This window comes from Pseudomonas sp. LABIM340, assembly GCF_040017195.2.
Taxonomy (GTDB): Bacteria; Pseudomonadota; Gammaproteobacteria; order Pseudomonadales; family Pseudomonadaceae; genus Pseudomonas.
This window is the reverse complement of record NZ_CM200227.1, coordinates 2,506,260-2,525,637: the sequence shown is the minus strand read 5'-3', so window position 1 is coordinate 2,525,637 and position 19,378 is coordinate 2,506,260. Positions and strand designations below refer to the sequence as shown.

The window sequence follows — 19,378 nt, the reverse complement described above, 5'->3', positions numbered from 1 at the left end:
GCTCCTTAGGCCAGGCGTTCGACCGCGATGGCCGTGGCTTCGCCGCCACCGATGCACACCGAGGCCACGCCACGCTTGAGGTCGTACTGCTTGAGGGCCGACAGCAGGGTCACGATCACCCGCGCGCCAGAGGCGCCGATGGGGTGGCCGAGGGCGCAGGCGCCGCCGTGGACGTTGAGCTTGTCGTGGGGGATGTCCAGGTCACGCATGGCGGCCATGGCGACCACGGCGAAGGCTTCGTTGACCTCGAACAGGTCGACGTCGCCCAGCGCCCAGCCGGTGCGCTGCATCAGCCGCTCAACCGCGCCCACCGGGGCGGTCGGGAACAGGTTCGGCGCATCGGCGTAGGAGGAATGCCCACGGATTGCCGCCAGCGGCGTCAGGCCACGCTTCTCGGCTTCGGACAGGCGCATCAGCACCAGCGCGGCGGCGCCGTCGGAGATCGAGCTGGCATTGGCCGCCGTCACGGTGCCGCCGTCGCGGAAGGCTGGTTTCAGGGTCGGGATCTTGTCCAGCTTGGCCTTCGGCGGCTGCTCGTCTTCGCTGATGGCGCGCAGTTCCTTGCCGGCCTTCACGGTGACCGCGACGATCTCGTCCTTGAAGCGGCCTTCGCTCATGGCCTTCTGCGCGCGGGTCAGCGAGGTGATGGCGTAGTCATCCTGCTGCTCGCGGGTGAAGCCGTACTTCTCGGCGCAATCCTCGGCGAAGGTGCCCATCAGGCGACCCTTGTCGTAGGCATCCTCGAGGCCGTCGAGGAACATGTGGTCGAGCACCCGGTCGTGGCCCATGCGGTAGCCGCTGCGGGCACGATCCAGCAGGAACGGCGCGTTGGACATGCTCTCCATGCCGCCGGCCAGGGCGACGCGGGCGCTGCCGGCGAGGATGGCGTCGTGGGCCATCATCGCGGCCTTCATACCCGAGCCGCACATCTTGTTCACCGTGGAGCACGGCGTGCCGCGCGCCAGGCCCGCGCCCAGCACTGCCTGGCGCGCAGGCGCCTGGCCTTGTCCGGCGGCGAGCACGCAACCGAGCACGGCTTCGTCCACTTCTTCGGCACCCAGACGGGCGCGCTCGACGGCCGCGCGGATCGCCGCCGCGCCGAGGGTGGCGGCGGTGACGTCCTTGAAGTCGCCGAGGAAGCCGCCCATGGGAGTACGGGTGGCGCTGACGATGACGATGGGATCGTTCATGACTCTGACCTCCTGCTTACTTCGCGGCCATGCGGATGGCGCCATCGAGGCGGATGACCTCGCCGTTGAGCATGGTGTTCTCGATGATGTGGCGGGCCAGCGCGGCGTACTCGTCCGGGCGACCGAGGCGCGGCGGGAACGGCACGCTGGCGCCGAGGGAGTCGCGCACTTCCTGGGGCATCGCGGCCATCATCGGCGTCTCGAAGATGCCGGGGGCGATGGTCATCACACGGATGCCCGAGCGTGCCAGTTCGCGGGCGATCGGCAGGGTCATGCCGACCACCGCGCTCTTGGACGCGGAGTACGCGGCCTGGCCGATCTGCCCGTCGAAGGCGGCCACCGAGGCGGTATTGATGATGATGCCGCGCTCGCCACCGGCGTCCGGCTCGTTGCCGGCCATGGCCTCGGCAGCCAGGCGCAGCATGTTGAAGGTGCCGATCAGGTTGATATTGATGGTGCGGGTGAAGCTTTCCAGCCCGTGCACGCCGTTGCGGCCGATGACCTTTTCCGCCGGGGCCACGCCTGCGCAGTTGGCCAGGCCGTGCAGCGCGCCGAAGGCGTCCAGCGCGAGTTGCACGGCGGCTTTGCCGTCCGCCTCGCTGCACACGTCGGTACGGATGAAGCGCGCGTTCGCCTCGCCCAGCTCAGCGGCCTGGGCCGCGCCGGCTTCGGCGTTGATGTCGGCCAGCACCACCTTGGCGCCAGCGCTCACCAGCAGCTTCGCAGTGGCCGCGCCGAGGCCGGAACCGCCGCCGGTGATGAGGAATACCTTGTTCTGGATCTGCATGAAGTCTCTCCGCTGTACTTAGTGAGCCGCCGCTTTCTCGGCCGCTTCGCGTTGCTTGGCGATCTCCTGGTTGCGCAGGAGGAAGCGCTGGATCTTGCCGCTGGGGGTCTTGGGCAGTTCATCGACGAACTCCACTTCCCGCGGATAGCTGTGCGCCGACAGTCGCTTGCGCACGTACTGTTGTAGTTCCTCGGCCAGCTCCGCGCCCGGCCGGTAGGACGAACAGAGCACCACGAAGGCCTTGACCAGTTCGGTGCGCTCCGGGTCCGGCTTGCCGATCACCGCCGCCTCGATCACCGCCGGGTGCTCGATCAGCGCGCTCTCCACGTCGAACGGGCCGACACGGTAGCCGGAGGTGGTGATCAGGTCGTCGGCGCGGCCGACGAAGCTGATGCTGCCGTCGGCGTTCAGCTCCACGGTGTCGCCGCTCAGGTAGTAGTCTCCGACGAAGGACTTGGTCTCCATGCCCTGGTAGCCGGCGAACCACATCAGCGGCGACTGGCGGCGGTCCATGGCCAGCACGCCGGGCTGGCCGGCGGGCAGTTCGTTGCCCTGTTCGTCCAGCACCACCACGCGGTGGCCGGGGATGGAGAAACCGGCAGCGCCCAGGTGCACCGGGTGCTGCAGCTCGTGGTGGTTGGCCAGCACCATGCCCAGCTCGGTCTGGCCGTAGTGGTCGTGGATGGTCACGCCCAGCTCGCTGGCGAACCAGCGGATCACTTCCGGAGTCAGCGGCTCGCCGGCACTGCTCACCGCGCGCAGTCGGCCCTTGAGCGGTTTGGACACCGCCTCGCCAGCGGCGATCAGCAGGCGGTACGCGGTGGGCGAACCGGCCAGGTTGGTGATGCCGTACTTGCGCACGATGCGGCAGGTGCTTTCCACCGTGAACGCGCCTTCGTAGAAGGTGATCGGGTGCCCCATGGCCAGCGGCCCGGTGACACCGTAGTAGAGGCCGTAGGCCCAGCCCGGATCGGCGAGGTTCCAGAACGAATCTTCCTCGCGCAGCCCCACCGCATCGCGCATGTAGCCGACGAACGCGACGATGGCTTTGAGCGGCACGGCCAGCGGCTTGGCCAGCCCGGTGGTGCCGGAAGTGAACATCAGCAGGAAGGTGTCTTCGCCGCTGCGCAGCACCGGCTCGAAGTCCGGCGAGTGGCGTTCCAGCTCGGCCCAGAAGCTGTAGTCGCCGTGACGGATGCCCTGCCCCTTCGGACCGCCGACAGTCACCAGCGTGGGCGCGTCGGGCACCTCGTCGAGCTTGCCGCGGTTGGCGCCGTCGGTGACCACCACCTTGCTGCCGGCCAGCTTGACCCGGTGCTCGATGGCCTTGGGGCCGAAGGCGGTGAACAGCGGCTGGTAGACCGCGCCCAGGCGCCAGGTGCCGAGCACGGCGATCAGCAGCTCCGGGGTGCGCGGCAGCATACCCGACACCACGTCGCCGGGGCGTACGCCGAGGCCGTGCAGGAAGCTGGCGAAGCGGCCGGAAAGTTCCTTGAGCTGGGTGAAGGTGTAGGAGGCGCTGTCGCCGTCCCTGCCCTCCCAGAACAGAGCGACGCGGCCGGGGATGGCGTGGCGGTCGCAGCATTCGACACAGGCATTGAGGGCATCGAGGTTGCCGGCCAGGACGGCGTCGGCGGTGGCGCGGTAGTCGAACTCGGCCGTGGCGGAGGTATGGGAACGCATCGCGGAACTCCTGGGTTTGTTCTTGTCTGGAGTCCCCTGATGTTCCCGCCGTGCCGGCGCGCGGGCAATGTCGAAAGCCGCCAATCTGGATGAGCGGATTGGACAGCTGTGGTGTGGTGCGAGGGTTGTTTTCGGTGAGGCGCCGGCCTTGCCGGCGGATCGCGGGCATGGCCCGCTCCTACAAGGTCCGTTATCGCTCGGCGTTCACCTGTAGGAGCGGGCCATGCCCGCGACCGATCCTGCTGCGGGGCTCAAACGCGGAACTGATCCATCAGCCCCTGCTGATGATTGGCCAGCTTGTTCAGCGACTGGCTGACCTGCGCCGATTCCTGCGCCTGGCTGGACAGCGATTCGGTCACGTCGCGGATGCCGGCGACGTTGCGGTTGATCTCCTCGGCCACCGCGCTCTGTTCCTCGGCGGCGCTGGCGATCTGCAGGTTCATGTCGGTGATCACACCCACGGCGTCGCCGATGCGCTTCAGCGCGGCCACGGCCTGCTCAACCTGGGAAACGCTGTCCTGCGCCTGACGGTGGCTGTTGCTCATCGCGCCGACCACATCGCGGGTGCCGTTCTGCAAGCCCTCGATGACCTGGCGGATTTCCTCCACCGAATCCTGGGTGCGCTTGGCGAGGTTGCGCACTTCGTCGGCGACCACCGCGAAGCCGCGACCGGCTTCACCGGCGCGGGCCGCTTCGATGGCGGCGTTGAGCGCCAGCAGGTTGGTTTGTTCGGCGATGCCGCGGATCACTTCCAGTACCGAGCCGATTTGCTCGCTGCTGGCGGCGAGGCCTTCCACCTGACTCATGGCGCTGCTCATGTCGCTGGCCAGTTCGTCGATCAGGCGGGTGGTGTTGTCGATCACGCTGAGGCCATCACGGGTCGCACCGTCAGCGCCACGGGCGGCATCGGCGGCCATGGCGGCGCTGTTGGCGACGTCGTGGGCGGTGGCGCTCATTTCCTGGGAAGCGGTGGCCACCTGGTCGACTTCGCGGAACTGCTGCTGCATGCCGGCGCTGGTCTGGCTGGCGATTTCCGAGGACTGGTCGGCGGTGGCGCGGGCGTCCTGCACCGAGGATTTCACGTCGCGGATGATCGGCTGCAGCTTGTCGAGGAAGCGGTTGAACCAGCCGGCCAGTTCGCCCAGTTCGTCCTTGCCGCTGTAGTCCAGGCGCCTGGTCAGGTCGCCTTCGCCGCTGGCGATGTTGCGCAGCATGGCAGCGACATTGAGGATCGGACGGGTTACGCCGCGGGCGGTGAGCCACACCAGTAGCAGGCCGACGATGGCGGCAGCGAGGCCGAACAGCGTCTGCCACAGCGCGCCGCTGGAGTTGCGCTCATCCAGTTGCTTCTGCAGTTCCAGCGCCGGAGCCAGCAGCACCTCCTGCGGCACGTCGAGCACCACGGCCCAGGGCTTGGTGGCATCTGGGATCGGCAGCAGCGGCTCGAGTACGCGCAGCTGGCCTTCCTGCTCCAGCACCTGCGGACGACCGCCGGCCTGCAGGGACAGCAGTTCGGCGGCCTGGCCGGGGATGGCCTTGGCCAGCGGCTGACCGAGCAGCGCTTCGTCGCTGCTGTATCCGGCGAGCAGGCCCGCCGGGCTGACGATGCTGACACTGCCGGCGCCATCGTAGAGCTGGCGGTCGCCATCCACGGTCAGCTGCTGCAGGCGGCTGAGGCTGATGTCGATGCCGATCACGGCGATGACCTTGCCCTGGTCGATCAGCGGGAAGGTCACGGTGGTCATCAGTACCTTGGTGCCCGAGGCGCTGTCGAAATACGGGTTGAGCACGCAGGCCTTGCGGGTCTGCAGCGGGCACAGCTGCCAGGTGTTGAACGGGCTGCCGTCGAGCATCGCTGAGGTATCGGCGATCATGTCCTCGGTCACCGCCAGGCCGGTCATCTCGCCGGAGGCCTTCTGCGCCCAATAGGCGCCGAAGCGACCCTTCTCGTTGCTGCCGGCGTCGGGCTGCTCATGGAAGGCGGCGTCCTGGCCGTCCAGCGCATCGGGCTCGAAGACCACGTAGAGGCTGAGCAGGTTCGGGTTGCTCTTCAGGCCATCGCGCACCAGCTGGTTCAGGTCCTTGCGCACGCCGGCGGCGTCCGCGCCGTGCTTGGTGGTCTGCTCGCGCAGCTGGGCGACCTGGCGGGAGAACTGGTTGCCGAAGTGGTAAACGTCGGTGAAGAAGCGCTGGATGATCTCCGCCTGCTGCTCGCTGCGCGCCTGCATCCGCGACTTGGCCGCGTCCTTGAGCATGTCCGCGTTGGCCGCCTTGATCAGCTGCGCATCATGGTTCATCCGGAACAGCGAGAGGCCGACCAGCAGGCAGACGATGCAGAGCAGGCAGAGGCCGGTCAGCAGCGTGATCTTCCACTGGATCGAGAGGCGGGACAGGGGCATGGTTGGCGTCCTTGAGCAACAAGCAATTCTTTGAGGTTTTATCGGCTTGTAAGGCGGCTACTTGAGCCGGGCCCTTAAATTTCAGGGCTCCTGGCGGATCAGCGCGCGGTATTGCCCGGGCGTCGATCCGGTCCATTTGCGGAAGGCCTTGTAGAAGGCGCTGGTGTCGGCGAAACCCAGCTCCTCGGCGAGGTCGGCGAAGTTGCCGTCGCCGCTGTCCAGCCGGGCGATGGCGAGGTCGCGGCGCAGCTGGTCCTTGAGCGCCTGGTAGGACTGCCCTTCGGCGGCGAGCTTGCGGCGCAACGTCGAGGGCGCCATGTAGAAGTGCCCGGCGAGGGCGTCGAGGTCCGGCCAGCGTTCGAACTTCAGGCTGCGCAGGTAGGCCTTGGTGCGTGCGGCGAGGCTCTGCGGGTCGCGGTAGCGCACCAGGATGTTGGCCGGCGCGCCACCGAGGAAGCGCCGTAGCTCGCGCTCGTCGCGGCGCACGGGGAGATCGAGCACCTCGGCGTTGAACAGCAGGCGCGACTGGCGCCGGGCGAAATTGAGGTTCTCGGTGAACATCACCCGGTAGTCGGCGATGAAGTCCGGCTGCGGGCAGCGCAGTTCGATGGCCAGCACCGGGATGCGTCGCCCCACCAGCCAGCAGGCCAGGCCGTGCAGCATCAGCCACAGGGTGAAGTAACAGAACGCACGCGGCGCCGGCCCCTCGGGCTCGTCGAGGACGATGGCGGCCAAGCCTTCCTGGCGAGTCAGGCGCGGGGTGAAGTCGTCGAACACCAGGCCCATGAAGCGCAGCGCGGCGTTCATCGCCGTCTCCAGAGTCGGCTCGCGGACGGCGGCGGCGGTCATGAAGTTGAAGCTGCCGGACTTCATGCGCCGGGCGTTCATGCCGAAGAACTCGTCGTCCATCTCTCTGGCCAGGCGCAGCCAGAGCCGCGCATAGGCCTGGCTGGAAACCCGCGCGTAGGGTTTGCCGAACAGCTCCGGGGCGATGCCGGCGGCAGCCAATAGCGGGCCGTCGTCGCGGCCGGCACGACGAAATTCAGCCAGCGCCTCGCTGACCAGACGGATGGAAATGGTGCCCTTCTCTACGCCCATGACGCCCCGGCAATCCGGGCGCGCGCCAGGGCGCAGGCAGGCATCGGGCGATCAGCCACGCTTGCTGCGCACCTCTTCGATGCTGATCTCGCGCATGCGGAACTTCTGTATCTTGCCGGTCACCGTCATCGGGAACTCGTCGCAGAAGCGGAAGTGGCGCGGCACCTTGAAGTGGGCGATGGCGTTCTTGCAGAAGGTCCGCAGCTCGTCTTCGGCGACGCTGTGGCCGGGGTGGAACTTGACCCAGGCCACCAGTTCCTCGCCGTACTTCTCGTCGGGGATGCCGATCACCTGGGCGTCGGCCACGGCGTGGTGGGTGTAGAGGAATTCCTCGATCTCACGCGGATAGATGTTCTCGCCGCCGCGAATGATCATGTCCTTGCTGCGCCCGACGATGCGCACGTTGCCGGCTTCGTCCATCTCGGCGAGGTCGCCGGTGAGCATCCAGCGCGCCGGGCTGATGGCCTCGGAAGTCGCCTGCGGGTTGGTCCAGTAGCCGAGCATCACGCTGTAGCCACGGGTGCACAGCTCGCCGATGGTGCCGCGCGGGACGATGCGGCCGTCGGCGTCGATGATCTTGCTTTCCAGGTGCGGCTGGGTGCGGCCGACGGTGGTGACGCGGGTTTCCAGGTCGTCATCCGGGCCGGTCTGCAGCGATACCGGGCTGGTCTCGGTCATGCCGTAGGCGATCTGCACCTCGGCCATGTGCATTTCGTCGATGACCCGGCGCATCACTTCGATCGGGCAGGTGGCGCCGGCCATGATGCCGGTGCGCAGGCTCGACAGGTCGAAGTCGCGGCGGGTCGGGTGGTCCAGCTCGGCAATGAACATGGTAGGCACGCCGTACAGCGCGGTGGCCTTCTCTTCCGCCACTGCCGCCAGGGTCGCCTCGGGCTCGAAGCTGGGCGCGGGGTAGATCATGGTGGAGCCGTGGGTCAGGCAGCCGAGGTTGCCCATCACCATGCCGAAGCAGTGGTACAGCGGCACCGGGATCACCAGGCGGTCGTGCTCGGTGAGGCCGAGGCTGTCGCCGACCATCAGGCCGTTGTTGAGGATGTTGTAGTGGCTGAGCGTGGCGCCCTTGGGGAAGCCGGTGGTGCCGGAGGTGTACTGGATGTTGATCGGCTCGTCGAACTGCAGCAGCGCCTGGCGCTCGGCGAGTTCGGTGGCAGCGATGCCACGGCCCAGCGGCTCCAGCTGGCTCCAGCGCAGGAAGCCGGTGGGCGCGGTGTCGGACAGGCTGATCACCCCGCGCAGCTCCGGCAGGCGGTCGCTGGACAGCTCGCCCGGCCTGCCCTGCCCCAGTTCGGGCAGCAGGTCGGCGAGCATGCCGTGGTAATCGGAGGACTTGAAGGCGTCGGCGCACACCAGCCAGCGGCAGCCGGACTGCTTGAGCGCGTATTCGAGTTCGTTCACCCGGTAGGCCGGGTTGATGTTGACCAGCACGGCGCCGACCTTGGCGCTGGCGAACTGGGTGACGCACCACTGCGCGCAGTTGGGCGCCCAGATCCCCAGGCGGTCGCCGGGACGCAGGCCGAGGGCGAGGAAAGCGCGGGCGATGCCATTGACCACCTCGGCCAGTTCGGCCCAGGTGTAGCGCAGGTTCTGGTGACGCACGACCAGCGCCTCGCGCGGGGCGAAACGCTCGACGGTGGCGTCGAAGGCTGCGCCGACGGTCATGGCCAGCAGGGGTTTGTCCTGCGGGCCGCGGGTGTAACTCAGGTGGTTCATGGCTTTCCCTTGTTGTGCTTGTTCTGGGATCAACACTGAACGATCGGTTCGGGCAGCGACGCAGAGCGTCTGGAACCGCGCTTGCTTACCGGCAGCCGCGCGGCTGACTGACCGGTCGCGGGCTGCGGAACATGTTTACGTTAACGTAAAGGTAAACGCAACCCCGACCATCGGCAAAGCAGCGGGCCGGGCGCCTCCGCTCATTTCAGGATAGCCACTCACAAAGCGTGCCATCCGGCCTGAACGCCATATGCGGCGGGGCTTTGAGAAGGTTTCAACGCGTTCACCGGGAAGCACTTCCGGTTGCATTTCGCAACAGCTCGGGCAAGCTGCCGCGCCGCGACTGCCAGCACGGCGCACGGTCTCTACGCAGCGGGCGGCGCCACGTCTCAATCTGTCGCAATCTGAGACGCCCCGCGCCGCGTGCGCTATGACGGACCTTGCATTAGAATTCGCCGAAAATGCCTACATGGATGTAGATACATTCCCACTCACGCTTGCGAATCCCGTCCATGACTAGTCGTCGTTCGATACTGAGCCTGCTGTTTGCCTGTGCCGCTGTTGTCTGTTCATCGAACACCTTCGCCGCCTCCCCCGCCAAGGCGGCTTCCCCCAAGGAGCTGGTGCTCGCCTCCGGCAGCGCCCTGGTGATCGACCTGGAGAGCGGCAAGACCCTCTACTCCAGCAATCCCAACCTGGTAGTACCCATCGCCTCGGTGACCAAGCTGATGACCGCCATGGTCACCCTGGACGCCAAGCTGCCGATGAACGAGCTGATCCCCGTGGACATCTCCGAGACCGCCGAGATGAAGGGCGTGTTCTCCCGCGTCCACCTGGGCAGCATGATCAGCCGCCAGAACATGCTGCTGCTGGCCCTGATGTCCTCGGAAAACCGCGCTGCCGCCAGCCTCGCCCACAACTATCCGGGCGGCTCCAAAGCCTTCGTCGCGGCGATGAACGCCAAGGCCAAATCCCTGGGCATGACCAGCACCCATTACGTCGAGCCCACCGGCCTGTCGATCCACAACGTCTCCGACGCCAACGATCTGATCCGCCTGGCCAAGGCCGCCTACACCTACCCGCAGATCCGCCAGCTGAGCACCACGGCGACCAGCGACGCGCGCTTCAGCAAGCCCAGCTACTCGCTGAGCTTCTTCAACACCAACCCGCTGGTGCGCAACGGCAAGTGGGACATCCGCCTGACCAAGACCGGCTTCACCAACGACGCCGGCCACTGCCTGGTGATGGTCACCATGATGAACGGCCGCCCGGTCGCCCTGGCCCTGCTCGATGCCTTCGGCAAGCGCACCCATGTGGCCGACGCCGGCCGCATCCGCCGCTGGGTGGAAACCGGCGTCGCCTCGCCGGTGCCCGCCGTCGCCCTGCAGTACAAGGCCCAGCGCAGCCAGGCGCGCGCGGCCAACATCACGGCCACTGCCGAGTAAGCCCCTCCCCGCGCTGGCGGAGTCCGCTCCGCCAGCCGCCCCCTCCTGCTGCCCTTCTTTTCCCCTTCTTGCCCTGTCGCTTCAGCCCTGCTGGATGGCGCTTCCGCCACTTATATGCCAACCGTCATTCAATGCTAGTATGACGTCCGTAATATTTGATTGCCGGAGCCTTGCGATGACCGACCTGACACTCACCCGTGAACAGAAGATTGCCGCCTGGGAAGCGGCGGCGGCGCAGATGCGCCAGCGGCTGGCCGAGCCCGGCGTGGTTTCGCTGCAGGAGTTGCGCGGCAAGACGCCCCAGGAGTTCTTCGACGGCATCGGCGCCGGCGAACTGCCTGCCCCGCCGATCAATGCGCTGATCGGCTTCGTCCCGCTGGAATGGGGCCAGGGCCGCTTCATCTTCCAGGGCACCCCGGACATGCGCCACTACAACCCGCTGGGCACCGTGCACGGCGGCTACGCGGCCACCCTGCTGGACTCGGCCATGGGTTGCGCGGTGCACACGATGCTCGAACCGGGGCTGGGCTACACCACCACCGACCTGCGTATCAGCTACATCCGCGCACTGACCCGCGACACCGGCCCGATCCGCGCCGAAGGCACCCTGGTGCACATCGGCCGCTCCACCGCCCTGGCCGAGGGTCGCCTCTACGACGTGGACGGCCGGCTCTACGCCACCGGCTCCACCACCTGCCTGATCCTCGGGCGCTGATCTTCCCAGGAGACCGACCATGACTTCCGTCGTCATCGCGGGTTATGCCCGCTCCCCGTTCCACTTCGCCAAGAAAGGCGCGCTGATCGACGTACGCCCGGACGACCTCGCCGCGCAGACGGTCAAGGGGCTGGTCGCGCGCAGCGGCCTGGATGCCCGATTGATCGAAGACCTGATCATGGGCTGCGCTTACCCCGAGGCCGAACAGGGCATGAACCTGGCGCGCATCACCGGCTTCCTCGCCGGACTCCCGGAAACCGTGGCCGGCGCCACGGTGAACCGCTTCTGCGGCTCGTCCATGACCTCCATCCACTTCGCCGCCGGGCAGATCCAGCTCGGCGCGGGGGATGCCTTCATCTGCGCGGGCGTGGAGTCCATGACCCGCGTGCCCATGGGCGGCTTCAACCTCTCGCCCAACCCGCGCCTGCTGGCGGAGTTCCCCCAGGCCTACATGCCCATGGGGCAGACCGCCGAGATAGTCGCCGAGCGCTTCGGCATCTCCCGCGCCGACCAGGAAGCCATGGCCGTGGACTCCCACGCCAAGGCCGCCCGCGCCCGCGAGCAGGGCCTGCTGGCGGCGGAGATCGTGCCCATCGACACGCCCAACGGGGTGGTCAGCGAGGACGGCTGCATCCGCCCCGGCACCAACCTGGAGGCACTGGCGCAGCTCAAGCCGGCCTTCGGCGGCAGCGTCACTGCCGGCACCGCCTCGCCGCTCACCGATGGCGCGGCGGCCGTGCTGGTGTGCAGCGAAGGCTTCGCCCGCTCCAACGGGTTGGACATCCTGGCGCGGGTGAAGGCCGTCGCCGTGGTCGGCTGCCCGCCAGAGATCATGGGCATGGGCCCGCTCTACGCGACCCGCAAGCTGCTCGACCGCGCGGGATTGCGCATGGCCGACATCGACCTGGTGGAGATCAACGAGGCCTTCTCCAGCCAGGCGCTGGCCTGCCTGCGCGGGCTGGAGCTGGATAGCGACCGGGTCAACCTGCATGGCGGCGCCCTGGCCATCGGCCATCCGCTGGGCGCTACCGGCGCGCGCATCACCGGCAAGGCGGCGGCGCTGCTGAAGGAAACTGGCGGGCGCTATGCCATCGCCACCCAGTGCATCGGCGGTGGGCAGGGCGTGGCGACCTTGCTCGAAGCCGTTCGCTGATCGTCACGCCCGTAGGGCGCATAACGTGCCAGGGTTATGCGCCGCGAGCCGGCCGGCGGATAACCTGTGCCAGGTTATTCGCCCTACGGGACTGAGGAGTCCCCTGTAGGAGCGCGCCATGCGCGCGATCTCGGGCAAGGCCCGCTCCTACAGGTTAAGTCCATGCCCCGAATCCCCCCCCCTCGCCCTCCCTGCGTTAGAATGACATCCAGCATTCCATGATCCGCAGGAGACCGGTCATGCGTTACTCCGAAGACCACAAGGCCCAGACCCGCGAACGTATCATCAACGAGGCGGCGCAGCGCTTCCGCAGCGAGGGCGTGGACGCCACCGGCCTGCAGACGCTGATGAAGGCGCTAGGCCTTACCCATGGCGGCTTCTACGCGCACTTCAAGTCCAAGGACGAGCTGGTGGAAATCGCCCTGCAGCAGGCCGCCGAGCAGCTGCGCCCGGTGGTCGACCAGCAGTTCGAGAAGGCCGAGCCGCTGCCCGGCTTCATCGATCAGTACCTCTCCCCCGGCCACCGCAACGCGCCCGGCAAGGGCTGCCCGCTACCGACCATTTCGGCCGAGCTGGGCGCGCGCGGCCATGCCAGCGCCACCACCGACGCCATCGTCCAGGCGCGTATCGACGCCATCGAGAAGGCGCTGCCCAGCGAGCATGCCGAGGACGAGAGCGTGGCCATGCTCGCCACCCTGATCGGCGCGCTGGTGCTATCGCGCAGCGTGGCCGATCCGGAGATGTCCGACCGCATCCTGGAGAGCACCCGCCGGCACCTGAAGCGCGAGATCGGCGCGGCGGAGTGAATCTCCCCAAGCAGGCGCATGTGACGCTTTTGTAGGGCGCATAACGCGCCAGCGTTATCCGCCGCTCAAGAGCCGGCGGATAACCTGTTCCAGGTTATTCGCCCTACGCTCCTGCGTATTCCCCTCACCCCAGCCCTGGCTGCGCGCCCCGCTCCTGAGGGAGAGGGAGCCGCCCGTGCCGGCTGACGCCATGGATTCACCTCATACCGAACGGTCCCCTCTCCCCTTGGGAGAGGGTTAGGGTGAGGGCCAATCCGAGCGCGGATGCTCATCCCGAGCGGCCATGACCCGCTCCCACGAAAGCCGCGCATAAAAAAGCCCCGGCGCAAGGCCGGGGCAAGCTTTTCGCCACTCAGTTACTCGATCAAGCCACCGCCACGCCATAACGCTGCGCCGGGGCGCTGCGCGACAGGTTCGGCGCCATCTTCAGGCGCGCGGCAGTAAAGGCTTCGAATTCACCCGCATCCGGCAGCGCCGGCAGGGTCACCACTTCACCCTGGGCCAGGCCGGCCAGCGCGGCGTCGACCATGTGGTTCACGTCCATCAGCATTTCCGCCGGCAGTGCGGAGATGTCGGTGCCGGCGCGGTCCCAGATTTCGGTGCGGGTGGCGCCCGGCAGCACGGCCTGGATGCGCAGGCCCAGCGGCGCCAGTTCCTGCTGCATGGATTGGGTCAGGTTGAGCACGAAGGCCTTGGTGGCGCTGTAGCTGCCGTTGAACAGTTCCGGCGCCAGGGCCAGCACCGAGGCCACGTTGATGATGGTGCCGCGCCCACGCCCGGCGAAGGCCTTGGCAGCGGCGCCGGCCAGACGTGCGGTGGCGATGACGTTCAGCTCGATCATGCTTTCCAGGCGGTCGAGGTCGGTCTCCAGCAGGGTGCCGTTGATCGCCACGCCGGCGTTGTTCAGCAGCAGGCTGAGGCTGGCGTCTTCGGCCAGGCGGGCCTCGATGCGGGCGCGGTCTTCGCGGCGGGTCAGGTCGGCCTTCAGCGCCTCCACCGAAACGCCGTATTCCTCACCGAGGCGCGCGGCCAGGGCATCCAGGCGCTGCTGGTCGCGAGCCACCAGCAGCAGGTCGTAGCCCTGGGCGGCGAGGCGCTGCGCATAGGTGGCGCCGATGCCGGAGGAAGCACCGGTGATCAGTGCGCGGCCCAGTTCGGATTTGGCATTCATGGTTCTTGCTCCAGGGAGGCGGTTGCCCCGCTTGCAGGATTGAGTGGGCCGGGTGGCCGTCCGGAATGTCCGGCCACTGGAATGATGACCGTCATCTGATTGCGAATATTATGCTCATCATATTATCTGTCAAGAGCTGTCATGCGGCGCTGACGAACGGCCAGGGAGTCACTGATAAGCCTTGCGGGGTGGCCGCCGGGCGCCATCCGGCAGTTTAGGTTGCCCATTCCAGAGCGCTCGCGAGAGGCTCGCTGGGTCTCCACACAAGAACAATCCCGGAGCGTCACCTGCACCCTGCTGCCTGTCTATGCACCGGAGCGATCCGGAGGAGGACACATGCGATTGCGCTGCTTTTTCCTGGGATGTGTTTGGGATGAAGGGAATCTGACCGAAGTCGGCCGCGTGCCGATGCTCTGCCAGCGCTGTGCGCGCTGCGGTGCGCAGCGGTACCTCAGTCCCGAACCGGAAATCTGAGCCGGAAACGAAACTGCCCCGGAGCACGCGAATGCTCCGGGGCAGTTCGTCAATTAAACAGCTTTCAGTTGGCCACGAACGCCTGACTGGTGGTGATCGCCATGTCGCCGCCGGGCAGCTTCAGATCGCCGATGCGCTCCAGGCTGTCGGCGTCGAAGATTGCCACGTCGTTCAGGGTGCCGGTCAGGTACAGCTTGTTGCCGGCCTTGTTGGTCGACAGGCAGTAGTAGGAGTGGTCCAGGTTCGCCGCCTTGACCAGCTTCTGCTCCTTGATGTCGTACTTGGCCAGGCGGTTCAGCACGCCGTAGACGATGTTGCGGTCCTTGGCCGAGCGGATGCCGCTGAAGTACACCTCGGTGACCGGGCCGAAATCGACGGTCTCGGTCTTGCCGGTGGCCAGATCGATGTTGAAGAAGCCATAGAGGAAGTCGGCCGTGGCCATGTCCTGCTTGGCGTCCTTGAACTTCGCCGTGGTGTAGAGCAGCGAGAAGTCACGCGGGTAGGTCTGCTGGTTCCACACGTAGAGCACATCTGGCGGCGCGTAGTTGGGGCGCTTCCAGTTGCGGCTGGGGATCACCACGTCGAACTTGCCGGTCTTCACGTCCACCTTGTAGATGTCCGGGCCCGCCACGTAGAGGGTGCCGTCGTCGCCGCTCTGCATGATGGTCAGCTGGCGCGGCGCCGGGAAGGTACGCACCGGCTTGGCGTCCATGCCGTCGGCGACGGAATACACCTGCAGGCGCGGCTGCTGCACCTCGTAGTGCTCGGCGAGGATCAGCGTCGGGTTGGCGATGGCGTAGATCTCCTTGCCGTCATGGCTGACGGTCATGGAGAACATCGCCCGCGCGTTCTCGCCCGGCTTCTGCGCGATGGTGGCGTGGAACACCGGTTTGCAGTCATCGAGCTGGATGCCGTAGATGTCCGCGTAGTGGTTGCTGAGGATGTAGACGGTCTTGCGGTCCGGCGACAGCTGGGTCATGCCCGGGCCGTAGGCGCCGGGGATGGTGCAGGTCTTGAACAGCTTGTCGGTCTGCATGTCGATGACGTGCAGGTTGTTCGGGTAGTTGGTGCTGATCAGGTACTCGTGGCCACTTTCCAGCGCTTTGCTCACGTCTGCGCCGGCATCGGCGGCGAGAGCTTGCAGCGCGCAGGCCAGCGAGAGGCCGCCGAGCGCGGCGGCGAATGCTTTTCTGGACATGCAGGTTTTCCTCTTGTTCTTCTGTCCCATATGTTTCAGGGCGATCATTTGTCGTCCGGGAATACGGTGCCGAGGTTGCGCCAGTTCTCGGCCGAGGCCTGCGCATCCTTGTTCCAGTCGGGGTAGGTGCTCATCATGTCCGGCACCTGGGCCGGCCACCAGCAGGGGTCGGAGCAGCCGTAGAGGTCCGCTTCCATCGGCTGGCAGAGCGAGGAGACGCCGCCGAACACGTCGACTTCCCAGCCCGGGTCGGTGGTCGCCGCGCAACCGGCGACGGAGTTCATCGCCACCACGTCCTCGATGCGATCCTCGGCGGCGGCCTGTTCGAGCTTCTGTGCTTTGGTGTTGATCGCTTTCAGATGTTTCATGTCAGTGCGCCTTCCGCGGAGTGATGTGGCGGTCGATGAAGCTGGGGTTGGAAGCCATGATCCGGCTGTAGACCTCGATGCCGAAATCGACCCAGTCCCTCATCAGTTCGCAGTAGTGGTAGGTGGGGTGCGCCGGGTCGCCGTAGCGCGCGTAGCTCTCGTGGTAGCAGCCGCCGGAGCAGAGGTTGCGGATGTGGCAGCTGGCGCAGCCGGTGTCGGTGCGGTCCAGGCGCTGCGAGAGGAACTCGTTCAGCTCGGCCTGCTTCACCCCTTCATGCACGTTGCCGAAGGTCGGCAGCGAAGAACCGGTGAAGCGGTGGCACAGGTTCAGCTCGCCCTTGTGGTCCACCGCCAGCATCTTCAGGCCGGCGCCGCACGGCAGGGCCTTCTTCTGCCCTTCGTGGATGTCGGTGATCAGCTGGTGCAGGTTGGAGAAGCCGATGTTGCGCCCTTCCAGCGCCTCGTCCAGGTAGCGGCGGCCGAGGGCCTTCATGCCGGCGAAGACAGCCTTCAGCTCATCGGTGGTGAGGTTGTAGCTGCTGATGTCGCCCGAGGTGACCGGGGCGAAACCGACTTCGGCAAAACCCATCTCGTTGAACAGGTGATTCCAGATGGTCTCGACGTCGGTGACACCGGTGGTCAGGGTCACCCGTGCGCCCACCGGCCGCGCGGTGTAGCGCGACAGCAGCATGTCGGCCTTGCGCCGCACCACGTCATAGGTGCCCTGCCCGCCCACGGTGATGCGGTTGCGGTCGTGCACCGTCTTCGGCCCGTCGATGCTGATGGACAGCCCGAAGCGATGGGCATTGAGCCAGTCGACGATTTCCTCGGTGAGCAGCGTGGCATTGGTGGTCATGACGAAGTCCACGGTCTTGCCCAGCTCGCCGAAACGGCGCTCGCAGTACGCGACCATGTGCTCGATCAGCGGACGGTTGGACAGCGGTTCGCCGCCGAAGAACACCACGGTATAGCGCTGCTCGTCGGGGGATTCCTGGATCAGCATTTCCACCGAGGCCTCGGCGGTTTCCGCGCCCATCTTCTTGCCGGCGGAGGGCTTGTCCAGGTCTTCCTTGTAGCAGTAGGTGCAGCTGAGGTTGCAGCCGGTATTGACGTTCAGCACCACGGTGTTGAGCGCGGTGCGGTCAACCTTCTTGATGCCGATTTCAGGGGTCAGCGGCGAGCCGTCGCTGACCAGTTCCAGCGCGATCAGCTCGCGCAGGGTCTCGTCGATATCCTCGGCGGCGAAGCGGCCACTCAGACGCTGGGTCAGCTCGTCCGGCGAACAGGCATGCCCGCGCAGCGCGTCGATGATCCCGCCGGTCAGCTCGTCGCTGGCGAACAGCGAGGAGCTGGGGATGTGGAACAACAGGCGGTCGGCGTCGACCTGCACTTCATGCAGGTTGCGTTCGACCAGATTCAAGATGGCGCCCATGGCGACCTCCCGGAACTTGCTTGGTACGCCCGCCCGCAGGCGGGGCTCATGCGTTCAGTTCATCCGATACCGACGGTTACGGGATCGGCGGGTTGTTCCAACGCTGCACGGTGACGATCATGTGCCCTTCGCCCTTGTGCGACTGGCCGGCATCATCCACCGCGGCGATCACCTTCAGGTTGCCGGCGTTGTTGGTCATCATCTTGCGTTCCGGGTTCGGGCCGGCATCGCCCGGGGTGAAGATGCCGGTGGCGGCGTCCATCGCGCCGGCGAACTTCACATCCTGGTCTTCCTTGGCGCGGTCATCGAAGGGTTCGACCGACCACTGCGCCGGGAACACGCCGATGCGGAACGGCTTGCCGTCGGCGCCCTTGCCCCAGGCCTCGGCATCGAAGTTTCCCTGGACCTTGGGCGTGGAGCCGCCATTGCCGCCGATGCGGGAGATGGAGAATTCCGGCACCACCTTCACTTCGGCGATGTCCTTGTACACCGCGAGGCTGCCGCCCTTGGCGGTGCCCACGGTGACATCGCGCTCGCCGGCGGCGGCCGCATCGCTGGCCTTGACCTTGACGGTCACACGCTCGGGCGTCTCGGAAACCACCGACACCACTTCCACGCCCTTGCCGAACGACGGCTTGCCCTTCAGGCCGGTGCCGACCACGCTGACTTCGGTCTCCGCACCCGCCTTGATGTAGGCCGGCTGCACACCCAGCACGTGGCTGGTGCCGTCCTTCGCCGCAACGAAGTCCAGGCCGCGCTCGTCGTGGGCCTTGTCGAACATGCGGCCCTGCATCTGGCCATTCAGTGCGGCGAACACCTGACGCATGGTCACGTCACCGACGGTGACCGCGCCGCGCCATTCGTAGCCGTTGTAGAGCACCGCGCTGCCCTCGCCGCTGAACGGCGAGCCGTCGGCGTACTGGCCCTTCACGCTGACCTTGAAGGCGTCGTCGCCGTCCTTGCTCACACTCATGCTGCCGGCCAGGTCGCCCTTGCCCGGCATGTGCCCGGCGAAGCTCCAGTTACCCGCCAGGGATTCGGCCTTGGGCCGGTTCTTCTGCCAGTCGGACCAGGCTTTGCTTTCCAACGGGTAGCGCTTGGCGAGCTCGGGGACCATCTCTTTCTTCGCCAGGTCGAACCAGTCGCGGTCGCGGGCCAGGGCCTGGTATTCCAGCGACGGCCAGCGGCCGAGGTGGAAGTTCACCAGCTTCTCCCACTCCGCCGCCGGGCGGCGCTGCAGGGCGATGCGCGCACCCGAGTGGCAACGGGCGCACATCTGCTCGAAGTTCGTATCGAATTTCTCGACGGTGTTCAGCCGGCGCTCGAGGGCGTAGCGCACACCTTCGGTTTCGCTGGGCGCCAGGCCCTGCTTGTCGGCGAGGAACTTGACCACCGAGCGACGTTCCTCATCGGTGATCTTCAGGCCGTACATCACCTGCATGCGGGCGATGCTCATCAGCCAGCCTTCGGGGGTCTTGCGCTGGTGGCTGATGCGACTGAGGGAATTGTTGCCTTCGGGCGTGTGGCACGCCTGGCACTTGGCGTTGATGATCGCCTGGCCTTCGGGTGCGGCCTGGGCCGTCTGGTGGAGCGCAAGGGCCAGTGCGGCCAGGGTTCCGGCACCCAGATAGTGCCGAAGTCGTGTCATCTTCAAGGTCAGGCCTCCTCGGTATTCTTGTTGGTTATTCGCGCCCACCGATGGGCTAAGAGCGAGCTCTTGAAAGCGGT

Annotated in this window: 16 protein-coding genes; 5 read left to right on the top strand and 11 right to left on the bottom strand. The window is 66.8% G+C overall.

What is annotated here, in order from left to right; all coding sequences use genetic code 11:
• Window positions 1-5: 5 nt before the first annotated feature.
• The 6 genes from ABKS89_RS11890 to ABKS89_RS11865 form a co-directional block, all read right to left on the bottom strand.
• Entirely contained in the window at window positions 6-1,190 is a 1,185-nt protein-coding gene (locus ABKS89_RS11890; protein ID WP_348589402.1) for an acetyl-CoA C-acyltransferase, read from the bottom strand.
• Between the two features lie 16 nt (window positions 1,191-1,206).
• Window positions 1,207-1,977 (bottom strand): 3-hydroxyacyl-CoA dehydrogenase, encoded by a 771-nt coding sequence (locus ABKS89_RS11885; protein WP_138216673.1) that lies wholly within the window; start codon window positions 1,975-1,977, stop codon window positions 1,207-1,209.
• 18 nt (window positions 1,978-1,995) lie between these two features.
• Complete coding sequence (locus ABKS89_RS11880) at window positions 1,996-3,660, bottom strand: acyl-CoA synthetase (RefSeq protein ID WP_348589403.1); 1,665 nt, start codon at window positions 3,658-3,660, stop codon at window positions 1,996-1,998.
• A gap of 251 nt (window positions 3,661-3,911) precedes the next feature.
• Window positions 3,912-6,059, bottom strand: a complete 2,148-nt coding sequence (locus ABKS89_RS11875) for a methyl-accepting chemotaxis protein (protein ID WP_518301010.1) — start codon at window positions 6,057-6,059, stop codon at window positions 3,912-3,914.
• 81 nt (window positions 6,060-6,140) lie between these two features.
• Window positions 6,141-7,157: an AraC family transcriptional regulator gene (locus ABKS89_RS11870; protein WP_348589921.1), complete on the bottom strand. Its 1,017-nt coding sequence runs from the start codon at window positions 7,155-7,157 to the stop codon at window positions 6,141-6,143.
• A 51-nt stretch (window positions 7,158-7,208) separates the two neighbouring features.
• Window positions 7,209-8,888, bottom strand: a complete 1,680-nt coding sequence (locus tag ABKS89_RS11865; protein ID WP_348589919.1) for an AMP-binding protein — start codon at window positions 8,886-8,888, stop codon at window positions 7,209-7,211.
• Between the two features lie 512 nt (window positions 8,889-9,400).
• Between ABKS89_RS11865 and pbpG the strand changes: the two genes are divergently transcribed.
• From pbpG to ABKS89_RS11845, 4 genes are all read left to right on the top strand, one after another.
• On the top strand, window positions 9,401-10,333 hold the full coding sequence (gene pbpG / locus ABKS89_RS11860; RefSeq protein ID WP_348589918.1) for a D-alanyl-D-alanine endopeptidase: 933 nt from the start codon (window positions 9,401-9,403) through the stop codon (window positions 10,331-10,333).
• Window positions 10,334-10,508: 175 nt separating this feature from the next.
• Window positions 10,509-11,048: a hotdog fold thioesterase gene (locus ABKS89_RS11855; protein WP_518301009.1), complete on the top strand. Its 540-nt coding sequence runs from the start codon at window positions 10,509-10,511 to the stop codon at window positions 11,046-11,048.
• 19 nt (window positions 11,049-11,067) lie between these two features.
• Complete coding sequence (locus tag ABKS89_RS11850) at window positions 11,068-12,201, top strand: thiolase family protein (RefSeq protein ID WP_348589917.1); 1,134 nt, start codon at window positions 11,068-11,070, stop codon at window positions 12,199-12,201.
• 239 nt (window positions 12,202-12,440) lie between these two features.
• Complete coding sequence (locus ABKS89_RS11845; RefSeq protein ID WP_192296306.1) at window positions 12,441-13,007, top strand: TetR/AcrR family transcriptional regulator; 567 nt, start codon at window positions 12,441-12,443, stop codon at window positions 13,005-13,007.
• A 364-nt stretch (window positions 13,008-13,371) separates the two neighbouring features.
• Here the strand turns inward: ABKS89_RS11845 and ABKS89_RS11840 are convergent, their stop codons facing one another.
• Entirely contained in the window at window positions 13,372-14,178 is an 807-nt protein-coding gene (locus ABKS89_RS11840; protein ID WP_138216212.1) for an SDR family NAD(P)-dependent oxidoreductase, read from the bottom strand.
• A 336-nt stretch (window positions 14,179-14,514) separates the two neighbouring features.
• Here ABKS89_RS11840 and ABKS89_RS11835 point away from each other — a divergent pair, with 336 nt between their 5' ends.
• Complete coding sequence (locus ABKS89_RS11835; protein WP_277873433.1) at window positions 14,515-14,652, top strand: PSPA7_2676 family Cys-rich small protein; 138 nt, start codon at window positions 14,515-14,517, stop codon at window positions 14,650-14,652.
• 64 nt (window positions 14,653-14,716) lie between these two features.
• Here the strand turns inward: ABKS89_RS11835 and peaD are convergent, their stop codons facing one another.
• The 4 genes from peaD to peaA form a co-directional block, all read right to left on the bottom strand.
• On the bottom strand, window positions 14,717-15,850 hold the full coding sequence (gene peaD / locus ABKS89_RS11830; RefSeq protein ID WP_138216213.1) for a quinohemoprotein amine dehydrogenase subunit beta: 1,134 nt from the start codon (window positions 15,848-15,850) through the stop codon (window positions 14,717-14,719).
• A gap of 44 nt (window positions 15,851-15,894) precedes the next feature.
• Window positions 15,895-16,218 (bottom strand): quinohemoprotein amine dehydrogenase subunit gamma, encoded by a 324-nt coding sequence (gene qhpC / locus ABKS89_RS11825; RefSeq protein WP_015477047.1) that lies wholly within the window; start codon window positions 16,216-16,218, stop codon window positions 15,895-15,897.
• 1 nt (window position 16,219) lies between these two features.
• Complete coding sequence (gene peaB / locus ABKS89_RS11820) at window positions 16,220-17,650, bottom strand: quinohemoprotein amine dehydrogenase maturation protein (protein WP_138216214.1); 1,431 nt, start codon at window positions 17,648-17,650, stop codon at window positions 16,220-16,222.
• A 76-nt stretch (window positions 17,651-17,726) separates the two neighbouring features.
• Complete coding sequence (peaA, locus tag ABKS89_RS11815) at window positions 17,727-19,298, bottom strand: quinohemoprotein amine dehydrogenase subunit alpha (RefSeq protein WP_348589916.1); 1,572 nt, start codon at window positions 19,296-19,298, stop codon at window positions 17,727-17,729.
• Between the last annotated feature and the right edge of the window lie 80 nt (window positions 19,299-19,378).